8 protein-coding genes are annotated in these 14,582 nt (G+C 69.2%); 4 read left to right on the top strand and 4 right to left on the bottom strand.

Annotated features, from left to right (window positions below; translation table 11 throughout):
- Window positions 1–92 precede the first annotated feature (92 nt).
- Both ACXKZF_RS00350 and ACXKZF_RS00345 read right to left on the bottom strand, forming a co-directional pair.
- Entirely contained in the window at window positions 93–5,579 is a 5,487-nt protein-coding gene (locus tag ACXKZF_RS00350) for an Ig-like domain-containing protein (protein ID WP_488985013.1), read from the bottom strand.
- Between the two features lie 137 nt (window positions 5,580–5,716).
- Window positions 5,717–6,751 carry a LacI family DNA-binding transcriptional regulator gene (locus ACXKZF_RS00345; RefSeq protein WP_235561221.1) on the bottom strand — a complete coding sequence of 345 codons (1,035 nt, stop codon included), beginning with the start codon at window positions 6,749–6,751 and terminating at the stop codon, window positions 5,717–5,719.
- A 145-nt stretch (window positions 6,752–6,896) separates the two neighbouring features.
- Here ACXKZF_RS00345 and ACXKZF_RS00340 point away from each other — a divergent pair, with 145 nt between their 5' ends.
- From ACXKZF_RS00340 to ACXKZF_RS00325, 4 genes are read left to right on the top strand one after another with little or no spacing between them, the layout of a single operon-like run.
- A complete protein-coding gene (locus ACXKZF_RS00340) occupies window positions 6,897–8,192 on the top strand; it encodes an ABC transporter substrate-binding protein (protein ID WP_243222980.1) in 1,296 nt (431 codons plus the stop codon).
- A gap of 53 nt (window positions 8,193–8,245) precedes the next feature.
- Entirely contained in the window at window positions 8,246–9,151 is a 906-nt protein-coding gene (locus tag ACXKZF_RS00335) for a carbohydrate ABC transporter permease (protein ID WP_488985012.1), read from the top strand.
- Window position 9,152: 1 nt separating this feature from the next.
- Window positions 9,153–10,061, top strand: a complete 909-nt coding sequence (locus ACXKZF_RS00330) for a carbohydrate ABC transporter permease (protein WP_488985011.1) — start codon at window positions 9,153–9,155, stop codon at window positions 10,059–10,061.
- Between the two features lie 2 nt (window positions 10,062–10,063).
- Window positions 10,064–12,016: a glycoside hydrolase family 127 protein gene (locus tag ACXKZF_RS00325; RefSeq protein WP_488985010.1), complete on the top strand. Its 1,953-nt coding sequence runs from the start codon at window positions 10,064–10,066 to the stop codon at window positions 12,014–12,016.
- Between the two features lie 53 nt (window positions 12,017–12,069).
- On the opposite strand, the gene ACXKZF_RS00320 is transcribed toward ACXKZF_RS00325, so the two are convergent.
- Both ACXKZF_RS00320 and ACXKZF_RS00315 read right to left on the bottom strand, forming a co-directional pair.
- Window positions 12,070–13,275 (bottom strand): lactonase family protein, encoded by a 1,206-nt coding sequence (locus tag ACXKZF_RS00320; protein ID WP_488985009.1) that lies wholly within the window; start codon window positions 13,273–13,275, stop codon window positions 12,070–12,072.
- Complete coding sequence (locus tag ACXKZF_RS00315) at window positions 13,275–14,561, bottom strand: adenylosuccinate synthase (protein ID WP_488985008.1); 1,287 nt, start codon at window positions 14,559–14,561, stop codon at window positions 13,275–13,277. The genes ACXKZF_RS00320 and ACXKZF_RS00315 overlap by 1 nt, the downstream gene beginning before the upstream one ends.
- Between the last annotated feature and the right edge of the window lie 21 nt (window positions 14,562–14,582).

The raw sequence follows: 14,582 nt of genomic DNA, 5'->3' as shown, positions 1-14,582 counted from the left end.
ATCCGGGAGGGAGAGGGAAAGGAGGGGCTGTGGCTCGCGATCGGAACGAGGGGGAACGGGGATGGGACGAACCCACCCCCGTTCCCCTCCTGTCAGTTCAGTGCGCCGTACGGCGCTTCGAACGTCTCGGTCACCGGCGCACCGCCGACCGTGGCACTCGCCGTCACCGTGGCGGTTCCCGCGGGGATGCTCGCCGCCCGCGAGTTGAACGACGCGCTCACCGTCTTTCCGGGCTGGACGCCCTTCACCGTCTTCGTCCCGTAGGCGCTGGTGAAGACGAGATCGACGGGGACGTCGTCGGTGTTCTTCGCGGTCGCGATCACGTACGCCTTCCCCGCGATGGCTCGACTGGCCGCGCTCACGGCGACGTCGAGAGCGGGTGCAGACGCCTCGGGAGCCTCCCACACCTGCCATTCCTTGATGCCGACGCTGCCCTTGCCCTGCTCGGTACCGACCGGGTCGAGCGCGAGACGGAGCTTCGTCGTGGTCACCGGCTCGAACGAGACCGCGTTGTAGGTGTCCTTCGCGGTGCCGTACGCCCCCGCGTTCTTCACCGGGACCCACGCGTTGGTCGCGGCATCCCAGTACTCGGCCTTCCAGGCGGCGGGGACGTCGATGCCGAGGCCCTGCGCGTCGATGTTCGACACGAAGTACACGCCCAGCTCGCCGATGCGCACCGGCTCCTTCCAGTCGTACTGCACCCACTGGTCGGTGACGGCCGGCCACACTCCCCACACGTTGGGGTTGTCGTTCGGCGTGACGTCGCCCGATGCGGTGGGCTGCACGTCGTCGTTCAGGCCGGTCACCCTGTTCCATCCGGCGGTTCCGGATGCCGTGGGCGTCGCGAGCAGGGCGACGTTGCGCTTCTGCGTGCCGTCGGCCTTCGGCACCGTCTTCTCGACGACCGCGGAGACCTTGCCCGCCTTGTCGGTGGCCCGCACCTCGACCTTCGTCTCGTCGAGCCCGACGAGCACGGTGCCGGACAGGGTCGACCAGACGCCGCCGTTCAGCCGGTACTCGATCGAGGCGACTCCCGAACCGGCGTCCGTCGCGGTCGCCTTGACCGTGCGCGAGACCGCGTCGGCCGTGACCTCGAGGGCCGGAGCCGTGGTGTCGATGCGCACGGTCTGCGCCGCGACCGGCGACGTGTTGCCCGCGGCGTCGGTCGCCCGTGCCTGCACGACGTGCGACCCGTCGTCGCTCACCGACACCGCGGCGGTGTAGGCCGTCCATTCGCCCTGACCGACGCGCACCTCGACGCGGGGAGCGGGATCCCGGTCGTCGGTGGCGGTGACGTTCACCGTGACCGCCTGGGTGTACCAGCCCGACCCGGGGGCGGCCGGCGACACCTGCAGCGCCACGGTCGGCGCCTTCGTGTCGGTGCTTCCGCCGTCGACGGTCACCGCGGCCGAGGCGGCCTTGGTGCCGGGCAGATCGCTCTGCACGGTTCCCTCCACGGTGAACGTGCCCGACGATGCGTAGGACGCGGCGTCCACCGCGTTCCACGTGACCGGGAGGTCCTGGCGCGAGCCGTCGTTGAACAGCACGCCCACGGTCTCGGGCAGCACCGGTGCGACACCCGGCAGGGTGCGCGTGGTCACGGCATCCACCTGGTTGATCTGGCCGGGAGGCGTCGCACGCACCCACACCGTGGCCTTGGCGGCGACCGGCGAGCCCGGGACGATGCCCGAGAGGGGGAAGCTCCCCTCGCCGGCGACCTGCGCGTCGGCGACCTCGGCCCACGTGACCGCGAGGTCGGCGTGGCTGCCGTCCGAGAACGTGGCATCCACCGTCGCCGGGAGCTCCGGCTTCGTGCCCACGGCGGTGCGGACGTCGATGGGTTCGATCGAGACGGGGGCGTCGGCGAAGACCTTCCATTCGCTGACGGCCACGCCGGCGAACGTCGACCCCGAGCCGGTGGCCGAGAGCGTGGCGCGCACGCGCGTCGTCGTCACGGCACCGAAGGTGACGGTGTTGGGCGCGCTCCGCTCGAGGGTGTACTCCGACGCGTCCGGCACGTCCGCCCACGCGGCGCCATCCCAGTACTGCACCTTCCATGCGCTCGGGACGTTCACGCCCTGGTTCGACGCGGGGTCGCCCTGGTCGGACCAGAAGTTCATCTCGACACCCGACACGCGCTGCGGTTCGTTCCAGTCGTACTGCACCCATCGGGTGGCGGGGTTGTCTCCGCCGGCCCAGGTGCCCCAGACGTCGGTGCTGGCGCCGCCGTTGTAGAGGATCTTGCCGTCGTTGACCGCACCGACCTTGTTCCAGCCCGCGGTGAACGAGGCGGTCGGGGTCGCATCGGGTGCGACGTTGGCTCCCTGGGTCGCCACGTCTCCCTGCACGGTCACATCGGTCTCAGAGGTCTGCTCGCCGTCGGTCGCCGACAGCCGCAGCACGTACTCGCCCTTGGCCGAGAAACGAGCGGTGGTGGAGGCCGCCGTGGCGTCGTCGAAGAGAACCGTCGCATCCTGCGGGGCGCTCACCACGCTCCAGCGTGCGCTGAGCTCGCCGCCGGGCAGACCGTCGTCCTTCACCGTGCCCACGAGCGCCGCCGACCCGCCGGCCGAGGCCTGCCTGTCCTGCCACGCCGTGACCAGTGGTGCCTGGTTCGTGGATGCCGGAGCGGCGATGCCCGTGGAGAACACCTGCAGTTCCTTCACCCCCGTCTTGGCGCCCGCGGCGTGCGTCGCCGTGAGGCGCACGGCGTCGCCGGTGACCTCCGGGAACTGCACGTGGTTGTAGTTGGCCCGCGGGTAGGCGGGGGTGCGAGCCTGCTGCGGGATCGTCGACCACTGGCCGTTCCGGCGCACCTCGAGGGTGTACACCGAGGGCTCGGTGTAGCCGGCCGCCGTAGCCGTGGAGGAGCTGTCGTAGAAGTACGTGCGGACATCGTCGAACGTCTTCTCACCGCCGAGCTCGACGGTCAGGGAGTCCTTGGCGTTCGGCGAACCCGCCGTGCCCCAGAAGGGCTCGTTGATCGTCGTGCCGTTGACGGCGGCGGCGGGCTCCCGGCCCGCGGCCGAGAACGAGGCGGTCGCGGTGGCGGCGAGGTTGGCGCTGCCGGTGCTCTCGGTGCGCACGTCGGCGCCCGCCTTGGCGAACAGGTCGACGACGCGGGCGTCATCCGCGAAGCGCACGTCCTGCGGGGCCTTCACCGCGGATGCCGCGGCGGTGGTGACCTTCGCGTCACCTTCGACGACCTCCACGGTGCCGCTGGCGGGGTCGTAGACCACGTGCGACAGCTTGTCGACGGTGAAGGCGAGCGTGCCGTCGAGGAAGACGGAGTATCCCTCGGGCACGTCGTCGCCGTAGTGCCGCTCGCCACCGGGGGCGTCCCAGGTGACCGTCAGGTCGCGGTCGCGGTAGCGGATGTTGTTCGCGGTGAAGTGGTCCCAGCCGATATCGATCGGGTCGAGCTCGATCTTGGCGTCACTGCGGGTGCGCACACCCATGGCGTCCTCGATCATGGTGAAGTTCGTCGCGCCGAGGATCGTGTGGTGGATCCAGGAACGGTAGTCGATCTTCTGGGGGTCGGCGGAACCGTTCGCCCAGAACTCGTTCTGGTCGGGCAGACGGTTGTCGCCGCCGTTCTGGTAGTGCGACCACGCGTTCCAATACAGCAGCTTCTTGTACCACTCGGCGTCGATCGCGTCGGTGGGGTAGTCGCGCAGCACCTTCGACAGCATCCGGAAGGTCACCGTGGAGTTGATGACCGAGAAGTTGTTGCTGCCCTGGCCGCCGGTGGCGTTGTACGCCGCCTGGTCGGCCTGGTTCGCGGTGTAGAAGGGGAAGATCGGGTACTGCTTGTCGTCGGCGAACAGGCGCAGCGCCTCGACGTAATCGTCGTTGTAGTCTGCGTCGCCGGGCTTGGGCACCAGGCCCACCGAGAACGGGTAGTAGTTGTTGATCTCCTTCCACGGCACGTGCTCGCCGTTGTTCGCCATGGCGTGCTCGAGGAGCTTGCGGTCCGGGTTCCACAGGACCTTCATGACCTGGGTCTTGATGTTCTCCGCGAACGCCTGCATCTCGTCGGCCTTGGCGGTGTCGCCGGCCGTGCGGTACGCCTCGGCCGCGGCGAGGGCGTTGGAGTAGAGGTACGCGTTCTCGGTGCGGTCCTGGTAGCCGCCCTTCCAGTGGAACGACACGGCATCCGCGTCGTTGCCCGTCATCGCGCCCCAGTTGTATTCGATCAGGCCGTTCTTGTTGAAGTCGTAGGCGTCGACGAGACCCTTCACGTCGTCCTCGGCGTACTCGGCGAGGTTCTTCGCGATCGCGGTCGGCCCGCCGTGCAGCTGGTAGGAGCGCAACGCGGCTTCGGAGATGTACTGGGTGTAGCTGTTCGACCAGTTGGCGGGGTCGCCGGGGTTGTCGACGAACTTATAGCTCTTGCTCGTCTCGCCCGTCGAGACCCACGGACCGTATGAGTAGATGGGGTCGCGGAAGTACTTCAGGTCGTCGATGAACATGCCCGTGGTGAGCACGATCGAGTTGTTGTACCCGAGCACACCCTCCATGGCGACCGGGAACTGGTAGGTGTTGCCCGGCATGTCGGCGTCGAGGAAGTTGTATCGCATCAGCCACCAGCGGTAGTAGAGCGTCTTGTCGATGTTGTCTTCGGGGGTGTCGAGGTAGGGCACGTTGTCGGCCCACCACTTGTTGTACGCGGTGACGTGCGCGGTGTACGCCTCACCCGCGGACTGGGCCCGGGTCGCGTCATAGTCGGTACGGGAGGCGGCGATCTCGTCGGTGACGAGGCCGAGCTGCACCTTCGCGGTGGCCGAGCCCCCGGCGGGCACCGACAGCGTGCGAGTGAGTGTCTCGCCCGCGGGGGCGAACCCGTCACCCGAGAAACGGGGCGACAGCTTCGTGAGGTCGTTCAGCGCCTGAACGTGGCCGACCAGTTCGTCGCCCTCGGCGGTCAGCGCATAGGGGGAGGATGCCACGAGCTCGACGTCGACGGCCCCGCCGGTCGAGCGCACTTCGAGGCTGGTGACGAGCACGTTGGCGTCGGTGATGAACTTCGTCTGCACGACCTCGATGCCACCGCCGCGGTGGACGCTCCGCCAGTAGCTGGGCGTCTGCTTGCGCTGAGCGACGTCCTCGGTCAGGCCGACCTCGTTCCCGCCGACACGGGCGGTGATCGTGTACCCGGAGCGTCCGTCGATGGCCTCCCAATACGCGAGCTGCCCGCCGAAGCCGAGGGCCGCGGGGTTGTGCTCTTTCATGAAGGCGGCGCGTCCGCGCGTGAACAACCACTGGTTGTTGTCGCCGAAGCTTCCCGCGTCGCCGGTGCGCGCGAGCATCTCATCCATCCAGAAGTCGCTCGACGCGCTGGAGCCCGCGCCGGCGGCGAGGTCGGCGTCGAAGATCCTCTGCAGCTGGTTACCGGGGGTGTAGGTCACTCCCGTGTCGGGGACGGGGGTCGGGCTTCCCGAGAACGTCGGGTAGCCGATGTCGGTGTTGGCGGCGTTCGCCGGCGCGACCACGAAGGTCGTTGCCAGCACCGTCGCGATCGCCGCTGCGGCGATCGCGGAACGCCCGACGCGACGGGGGGTCGTCGGATTGCAGTCCACTGTGTCTGTTCCTCTCGGCGCTGCTCGTCGATGAGCAGCGGGTGCGTGGGAGGCACGCTACCGAGAGCGGAGAATGTTTCGCAATCCTTTTCGGTAATTTCGAAACATCACCGAAAACGGGGGGGGAATTCCGAAAATCATCGCCGCGCGATGGTGGATGCGCGGATGACGAGCTTGACCGGCATGGGGTGCGTCCCGGCGCCGACGTCGACGCCGTCGATCGCATCGAAGACCCGCTGCGCGGCCTGTCGGCCGAGCTGCTGGAGGTTGGCGTTGATGCTCGTGAGGGGAGGTCGGGCGTTCTCGGTGAGCAATTCCCAGTCGTCGTATCCGATGACCGCGAGATCGCCCGGAACGTCGCGGCCGAAGTCGCGCGCGGTGTCGAGGACACCGCGGGCGATCTGGTCGGAACCGCAGAACACGGCATCCACCTCGGGATGCCGCTCCAGCAGGATCGCGGCCGCGTCGCGGCCCCAGTGCTCGTTCCACGCGGCGAACATCGGCTCGCCGACGAAGTCCAGCCCCGCCGCCGCGAGTGCCGCACGGGCCCCGGCCAGGCGGTCCTGGGCGGCGGCGTATGACGGGTCGCCCGAGATATGGGCGATGCGGCGCCGACCGCAGGCCAGCAGGTGCTCGATCGCCAGGCGCCCGCCCGAGTAATTGTCCGGGGTGAGCGAGAGATCCCGGGGGTCGTCGGACGGGGAGTATGCGTAGACGACGGGCACCGGCAGCTCCTGTCCCAGCGAGGGACGGGGGTCGGTCTGGCGCCCCACGACGATGATGCCGTCGACCCGGCGACTCAACAGCGCGCGCAGGTGGTGCTGTTCGCGGATCGCGTCTCCGCGTGCATCGCACAGGAAGACGTTGATCTGCCCCGCCCCGAACGCGTCCTCCGCGCCCATCAGGATGGGGATCACGAAACGACCGTCGAGGTCGTTGGTCAGCAGGCCCACCGTGCCGGTGCGCCCGGCCAGCAGACCGCGCGCCATGGCGTTGGGGGTGAAGGCGAGCTCTGCCGCGGCCTCCATGACGCGCTGCCGCGTCCCCGCGGCGACGTCACCGCGACCGTTGAGCGCCTTCGACGCCGTGGCGATCGAGACGCCGGCGCGGCGGGCGACATCGCTCAGCGTGGCTGCGCGCACGGGATCGGTCGTCATCGGCTTCCGTTTCATGTTCGTTACCTTCCGCCGTCTTGACGGATCGGCAACACACACGTTACCGTCCCGAAAGGGATTTCGGTTATTTCGATGACCACCCCGCCAGCGGTGTCGACCCCGAATGTCGCATCCGCTCAATGAAGAGCTAGAGGAGACTGCAATGACCCCATCCCGGCGCCGCTTCGCCCTTCGGGCCGCGACGGCCATCCTGGCCGCGAGCGCTCTCGTCGGCGGACTTGCCGCGTGCTCGGGCGGCTCGACCGCCACCGCACCGGCCGACATCCCCGCCGAGGGCACCGACGACGGTTCGACCCTCACCCTGTGGACGCGCGCACCCCTCGAGAAGCAGGCGAAGCTCCTCGTCGAGGCCTACAACGCCAGCCACCAGAACCAGGTCGAGCTGACCGTGGTCCCCAACGACGACTACGTCGCCAAGGTGGGCGCCGCAGCGGGTTCGGGTGGACTCCCCGACCTGTTCGCGGCCGACATCGTCTACGTGCCGAACTGGGTCGAGCAGGGGCTGTTCCAAGACATCACGGCGCAGATCGACGGGTTGTCGTACAAAGACACCATCAACCAGGGTCACCTCGACGCGGGCACCCTCGATGGAGCCGAGCACGTGCTGCCCTTCGTCCTCGACCTGTCGGTGATGATGTGGAACAAGGAGCTCGTGGCCGAGGCGGGCCTGGATCCCGAGAAGGCTCCCGCGACCCTCGCCGACTTCGCCGAGACCGCCAAGGCCGTGCAGGCGCTGAACAAGCCTGGCGTCTCGGGCACCTCGACGGGACTGAACTGCGGCGGATGCCTGCTCTTCACCTGGTTCCCCTCCATCTGGGCCTCGGGTGAAGACGCCCTGGGTGCCGACGGCACCGAGTCGCTGCTGAACAACGACGCAGCCCAGGAGGTCTACTCGACCTGGAAGGACCTCGACGCCGCGGGCGCCGTCGCTCCCGGCTCCGCCGATGAGACCGGCGCCACGTGGGTGGCCGGCTTCCAGGAGGGCAACGTCGGCATCATGCCCTTCCCCGCCACACTCCTTTCGGGCCTGTCGTTCGACGCTGGTGTCTCCGGTATCCCGGGCGTCGACGGCGGCGAGTCGACCTTCGTCGGCGGTGACGGCGTCGGCATCTCGAAGGACTCGAAGCAGTCCGCCCAGGCGTGGAACTTCCTGTCCTGGCTCACGTCCGAAGACGCGCAGGTGGGTGTCCTCGCCAAGGACGGCAGCACGGTCGCCCGCTCCGACCTCGCCGAGAACGAGTACTCGTCGAAGGACCCCCGTCAGGTGGCCGTCAACGAGGTAGCCGGCAAGGGCAGGACCCCGGTCGCGCTGAACTTCCAGCAGGCGTTCAACGCTCCCGGCAGCCCCTGGCTGACGCTCGTGCGCAACGCCGTCCTGAACGGCACCGACACCGTCGACGCCGACAACGACGAGATCACCGCCGTCCTGTCCCAGTAATCCCTGTGGGGGTGCCGCTCCGGCGGCACCCCCACACCCCCGGAAGGAACACCGTGGCTCTCACCACTTCGCCCCGCCGTTCACGGTACAGTCGCACGGCGCTGGGCGGTCCCGTCCAGGGCTGGCTGTACGCCGCCCCCACAGCCCTGTTCGTCGTCGCACTCTTCGTCATCCCCCTCCTGCTCGTGCTGCAGATGTCGGGCTCCGACTGGCCTCTGCTGCGCGGCAACAGCGGTCCGAACTTCCCCGAGAACTTCGTGGACGCCCTGAACCACCGTCTCTTCTGGGACTCGGTGCGGTTCACGCTGCTCTACACCGCCATCACGACCGTCCTGCTCATCGGCCTGGGTCTCGGTCTCGCGCTCCTGGTCCAGGAGTCCACGGCCTGGAAGGGGTTCCTGCGGACGGCTTTCCTGCTGCCGAGCGCGCTGGGCCTGGCATCCGCATCCCTGCTCTTCTACGTGCTCTACTCCCCCATCGCCGGCCCCTTCGCCGGACTCATGGAGTCGTGGGGCATTACTTTCCTCGGCTCTCCCGAGGGCGCCCTGTGGTCGACGGTGTTCCTCATCGTCTGGCGATTCGCCGGGTTCTACATGCTGCTGCTGCTCGTCGGCCTGCAGGGCATCCCAGAAGAGATCTACGAGGCGGCGCGCATCGACGGCGGGTCGCGGTGGCAGATCTTCCGCGACATCACGGTGCCGCTGCTCCGCCCCACCTTCGCGCTCACCACGGTGATGTGCGTGACCGGGTCGCTGTTGGCGTTCGACCAGTTCTACATCCTGACCAAGGGCGGTCCCGACAACAGCACCATGACCGTGGTGCAGCTCATCTACAACATCGCCTTCCAGGGGCAGAACAGCCTCGGCATCGCCGCCGCGCTGTCGGTCATCATCCTGCTCGCCCTCGTCATCATCAACGCCGTGCAGCTGCGCGCGTTCCGTCGTCCCGAGGAGGCCTGACATGGCCACGACCGACATCCGCCCGCCCGCAGCCGTCACCGGCACCACCCGCGCGATCGTCGCCCCCGGCTACCGCGGTCGATCACGGCCGAGCGGACCGATGCTGTGGGGCCTGCCCGGCAAGGTCTTCACGGGCGCCCTCGCGATCATCTTCCTCTACCCGCTGGTGTGGACCGGTGTCGCCTCGGTGAGCCCGCAGGCCGGCACGAACCAGGCCGAGGGGTGGGGCTTCGGAAACTACGAGAAGCTCGCCAACTTCCAATCCGGCATCTGGGTCTATCTCGGCAACTCGTTGTTCGTCTCAGTCCTCACCGTCGTGCTGACCCTGTTGATCTCGTTCCTCGGCGGCTACGCCTTCGCCCGCTTCTCGTTCCCGGGCAAGAACCTGCTGTTCCTGTCGGTCCTGGCGATCCTGATGGTGCCGTACGCCACCCTGCTGATCCCGCTGTACGTCATCCTCAACGCCGTGGGTCTGCAGAACTCGCTCGTGGGCGTCGCCCTGGTTCTGACGATGTTCCAGCTGCCCTTCTCGATGTTCATGATGCGCATCTCGTTCGAGTCGGTCCCGCGCGAACTCGACGAGGCCGCGCTCGTCGACGGCTGCACGAGCTTCAGTGCGCTCTGGCGCGTGCTCCTGCCGGCTGTCAAACCCGGACTCATCACGGTGGGCCTCTTCGCCTTCCTCACCGCGTGGAACGACTTCATCGCCCCGCTCATCCTCATCAACGACCAGTCGCGCATCACTCTGCCGCTGGCCGTGGCGAACCTCCGCGGCCAGACCATGGGCGTCATCGACTACGGCGTGACCGAAGCCGGTGTCGTCGTCCTCGCTCTGCCGTGCATCGTCCTGTTCCTGATCCTCCAACGTCACTACGTGCGCGGCTTCATGTCCGGCGCCTTCAAGGGATGACCATGTCGACCACACTTCCCTCCCGTCCGCTCGACTCCGCCACGGCCCGCACCGTCGTCGCCCCCGTCGTCCCCTCCCGTTCGCGGCTGCGGCCGCTGGGCCTCGACGAGGTCCGCATCACCGGCGGGTTCTGGGGTGAGCGCCAAGCCGTCAACGCCGCGCACACGTTGTCCCACATCCTGGGCCGTCTCGAGTCCGAGGGTTGGCTGCCCAACTTCGATCTCGCCGCGGCCGGCACCCTGCCCGCCGGACGCCGCGGGCGGGAGTTCAGCGACTCGGAGGTGTACAAGTATCTCGAAGCCGCGGCGTGGGAGATCGGCCGTCACGCCGACGCCGATCTCGAGTGCACCTTCCGCGCCGTCGTCGACCGGGTCGGCGCCGCGCAGGAGGCCGACGGTTACCTGAACACCCAGTTCGGCCGGGTCGGCCAGCAGCCGCGGTGGTCCGACCTGGAGTGGGGCCACGAGCTGTACTGCCTCGGCCACCTCTTCCAGGCGGCCGTGGCACGCGAGCGCACGCGTCCCGGAGCCGACGATGGGCTCCTCGTCATCGCCCGGCGCGCCGCCGACCTCGTCTGCGATGTCTTCGGCGCAGCGGGGATCCCCTCCTTCTGCGGTCACCCCGAGATCGAAGCCGCCCTCGCCGAACTGGCGCGCGTCACCGGCGACGAGCGGTACGCCGCGCAGGCAGCGCTGTTCGTCGCGCGCCGCGGACACGCGACGCTCGCCGACATCGAGTGGGGCCGTCGCTATTTCCAAGACGACGTCCCCGTCCGCGACGCCACCGCTCTGAGCGGCCACGCGGTGCGGGCGAACTACCTCGCTGCCGGCGCCGTCGACGTCGCCGTCGAGAGCGGTGACGACGACCTCCTGGCCTCGCTGCGCGCACAATGGACCCGTACGCGTGGACGCCGCACCTACATCACGGGGGGCCAGGGCTCGCACCACCAGGACGAAGCCTTCGGCGACGACTGGGAACTGCCGTCGGACCGGGCGTACTCCGAGACGTGCGCCGGCATCGCGTCGGTGATGTTCGCGTGGCGTCTCCTCCTGTCCGAGGGCGATGCCGCCTACGCCGACCTCATCGAACGCACGCTCTTCAACGTGGTCGCCACCTCGCCCTCCGCCGACGGCCGCAGCTTCTTCTACGCCAACACACTGCATCAGCGCGTACCCGGTGTGGTGCCCGACCCGAATGCGACCTCCCCGCGCGCCTCCTCGTCGCTGCGCGCACCGTGGTTCGAGGTGTCGTGCTGTCCGCCGAACGTGGCCCGGACCCTCGCCAGTCTCGACGCCTACGTCGCCACGGCCGACGATCGCGGCATCCAGATCCACCAGTACGCACCGGCTGAGATCCGCACGACCCTCGACGACGGTCGTGACGTGTCACTGCACGTCGACACCGCCTATCCGAGCGACGGCACCGTCCGCATCACCGTCGACCACGCTTCGGATGAGGCGTGGACCCTGTCACTGCGCGTCCCGGAGTGGGTCCGGGGTGCGGGAGTGCGCGTGTGGAGCGACGGCTCCGTCACGGAGGACACGGCCGTCGACGCGGGGTGGGCCCACGTGACGCGCGCGTTCCGTGCCGGTGACGTCGTCGAGTTGGACCTGCCGATGGCGCCGCGCGTCGTGGTCCCCGATCCGCGTATCGACGCCATCCGCGGGTGCGTCGCGATCGAGCGGGGTCCGGAGGTCCTCGCTCTCGAGTCGGTGGATCTGAACTCGGGAGACGACGTCGGAGAGGTCGTCCTCGACGCAGCCGCGCTCCCCGTCGAGGGCGACGGTCGCGTCTGGGTGCAGATCGCCGACCGCACCCCCACCGCCGGCGGGTGGCCGTTCGGCGACGGTCCCGCTGCGCCGGATGCTGAACCGAGCCGGGTCGCGCTCGTCCCGTATCACGACTGGGGCAACCGCGGTCCGTCCACGATGAGGGTCTGGATGCCGACCGCCTGAACGACCCCGCGGATCGGGTCCTGAGCCGGCGTCGCGCGTACGCGGGCGCCGGCTCAGCGCATCGGTAGCAGCCGCGTCGGCGACGCCGACGGCGTGCGGTGACGCACGCGCCCCGGAACGCCGGTGCGGGTATCCAACGGCAGCGAAACGATCTCGTGCGCCAGCTGGCCGGCGACGAGCAGGGTGTCGGCGACGACGACGTGGTGGCGCGGCCAGTGGGTGCCGGTCTCGGCCAGCGCGGTGAGCTGCAGCGCCTCGCCGGCGCCGCGCACCGACAGCACGCCGACGGTGTCGCTGCCCCGCACACCGGCGTACAGCGTCGAACCGTCGCGGCTCGCGCACAGTTCTGCGGCGGTGTCGGTGTCGAGCGTGCCGAGGAGCGGCTCCCCGGAGCGCACCTGCCACCGACCGGCGCGGTCGGCGGCCAGCACGAAGACCTCGCAGCTGAGCTCGGTCACGACGTAGAGGTGCCCGGAGGGATGCCACATCCCGTGACGCGGACCGCTCCCCTGCGGCAGCACGACCTCTTGCACCAGCCGCAGGCCGGCCGCGGTCGATCGCCAGAACCGCACGAGGTCGTAGCCCATGTCGGTGGTCGCCACGAGACCGCCCGGCAGGAAGATCGCCTGGTGCGCCCGCGAGACGCGGTCACCGGCGACAGCCTCCTCCGATTCGGCGTCGGTCTCGGGGATGTCGTCGTAGGCGGGGATCAGGTGGGAGAACTCCTCGCCCGCCGCCGCGCGCAGGGCGCGCGCCGCGGCCGCGAGGTCGGGTACCACCGCCCCCGACACGCGCGCGCCGGTCGAGACGGTGCCCTCCGGCGACTCGCCCGCCCCGTACGGGTCGGCGGCCTCGTCGGCGATGACCGGGCGGGACGGGCGGCCCTCGGCATCCAGGTCGATGCGCACCACCCGTCCGTCACCCCAGCAGCTCGCGACGAGGAACGACGCGTCGGGTGCGACGGCGACATGGCAGACGGCCGCGCCCGCATCGACCGGTCGGCCGAGAGGGGTCAAGCGCGTCTCGCCGATGCGGCGGTAGGCCTGCACCGTGCCGTCGAACTCGACGGCGGCGTACACGATGTCGGGCGCCGTCGGGTGGGCGGCGATCCACGACGGCGAGCCGGGCGCGGCGACGGCCGTGCCCACCATGCCGAGCGGGCCGCCGGCGTCGGGCGCGTCGACCGCCCCCGCCTGGAGGATGCCGACACCCTCCGCCGAACCTGCATCGGGGGTGTACGCGCCGACCCAGAACCGCATCAGTCGATGAGGTCGTGGCGCACGATGACCTGGTCGCGCGCGGGGCCGACGCCGATCACCGAGATGCGCGTGCCGCTCATCTTCTCGAGCGCGAGGACGTACTCCTGTGCCGTCTGGGGAAGGTCGTCGAAGGTACGCGCCGACGAGATGTCTTCGCTCCAGCCCGGGTAGTTCTCGTAGATCGGCTTCGCGTGGTGGAAGTCGGTCTGATTCACCGGCAGGTCGTCGTACCGCACGCCGTCGACGTCGTACGCGACGCACACGGGGATCTGCTCGAGTCCGCCGAGGATGTCGAGCTTCGTCAGCACCAGGTCGGTGATGCCGTTGATGCGCGTGGCGTAGCGCGTGATGGGCGCGTCGTACCAGCCGACGCGGCGCGGACGACCCGTGGTGGTGCCGAATTCGAAGCCCCGCGAACGCAGCCAGTCGCCGCTCTCGTCGAAGAGTTCGGTTGGGAACGGACCCGAGCCCACGCGCGTCGTGTAGGCCTTGACGATGCCCACGATGCGGTCGAGGCGGTTCGGGCCGACGCCGGAACCCGTCGACGCCCCGCCGGCCGTGGCCGACGACGACGTGACGAACGGGTAGGTGCCGTGGTCGACGTCGAGCATGGTGGCCTGGCCGCCCTCGAAGACGACGACGTCGCCGGCCTCGAGGGCGTCGTTCAGCAGCAGCGACGTGTCGGCCACCATCGGACGCACACGCTCGGCGAACGAGAGCAGGTCGTCGACGATCTCGTCGGCGGTGATCGACCGGCGATTGAAGATCTTCACCAAGAGGTGGTTCTTCTGATCGAGCGCGCCCTCGACCTTCTGCCGCAGGATGTTCTCGTCGAAGAGGTCTTGCACGCGGATACCGACGCGGTTGATCTTGTCGGCGTAGGCCGGGCCGATACCGCGACCGGTGGTGCCGATCATGCGCTTGCCGAGGAAGCGCTCGGTGACCTTGTCGAGCGTGCGGTGGTACTGCGTGATGATGTGCGCGTTGGCGCTGATCTTCAGCCGACTGGTGTCGAGGCCACGGGCGTTGAGCGCCTCGAGCTCGTTGAAGAGCACCTCGAGGTCGACCACGACGCCGTTGCCGATCACGGGGGTCACCCCCGGAGACAGGATGCCGCTGGGCAGCAGGTGCAGCGCGTACTTCTCGTCGCCGATGACGACGGTGTGCCCGGCGTTGTTGCCGCCGTTGAACTTCACCACCCAGTCGGTGCGCTCACCGAGCAGATCGGTGGCCTTGCCCTTGCCCTCGTCGCCCCACTGGACGCCGACGATCACGATTCCGGGCATGAGTGCTCCTCGCATGTTGTC

It is taken from the genome of Microbacterium sp. ABR10, from assembly GCF_057812175.1.
The sequence above is the reverse complement of the archived record's forward strand: the minus strand, read 5'-3'. Positions and strand labels throughout refer to the sequence as shown.

Coding starts and splice junctions, on each gene's coding strand:
- ACXKZF_RS00315 (WP_488985008.1), bottom strand. CDS start 14,561: ATGCCCGGAATCGTGATCGTCGGCGTCCAGTGGGGCGACGAGGGCAAG.
- ACXKZF_RS00330 (WP_488985011.1), top strand. CDS start 9,153: ATGGCCACGACCGACATCCGCCCGCCCGCAGCCGTCACCGGCACCACC.
- ACXKZF_RS00320 (WP_488985009.1), bottom strand. CDS start 13,275: ATGCGGTTCTGGGTCGGCGCGTACACCCCCGATGCAGGTTCGGCGGAG.
- ACXKZF_RS00340 (WP_243222980.1), top strand. CDS start 6,897: ATGACCCCATCCCGGCGCCGCTTCGCCCTTCGGGCCGCGACGGCCATC.
- ACXKZF_RS00325 (WP_488985010.1), top strand. CDS start 10,064: ATGTCGACCACACTTCCCTCCCGTCCGCTCGACTCCGCCACGGCCCGC.
- ACXKZF_RS00345 (WP_235561221.1), bottom strand. CDS start 6,751: ATGAAACGGAAGCCGATGACGACCGATCCCGTGCGCGCAGCCACGCTG.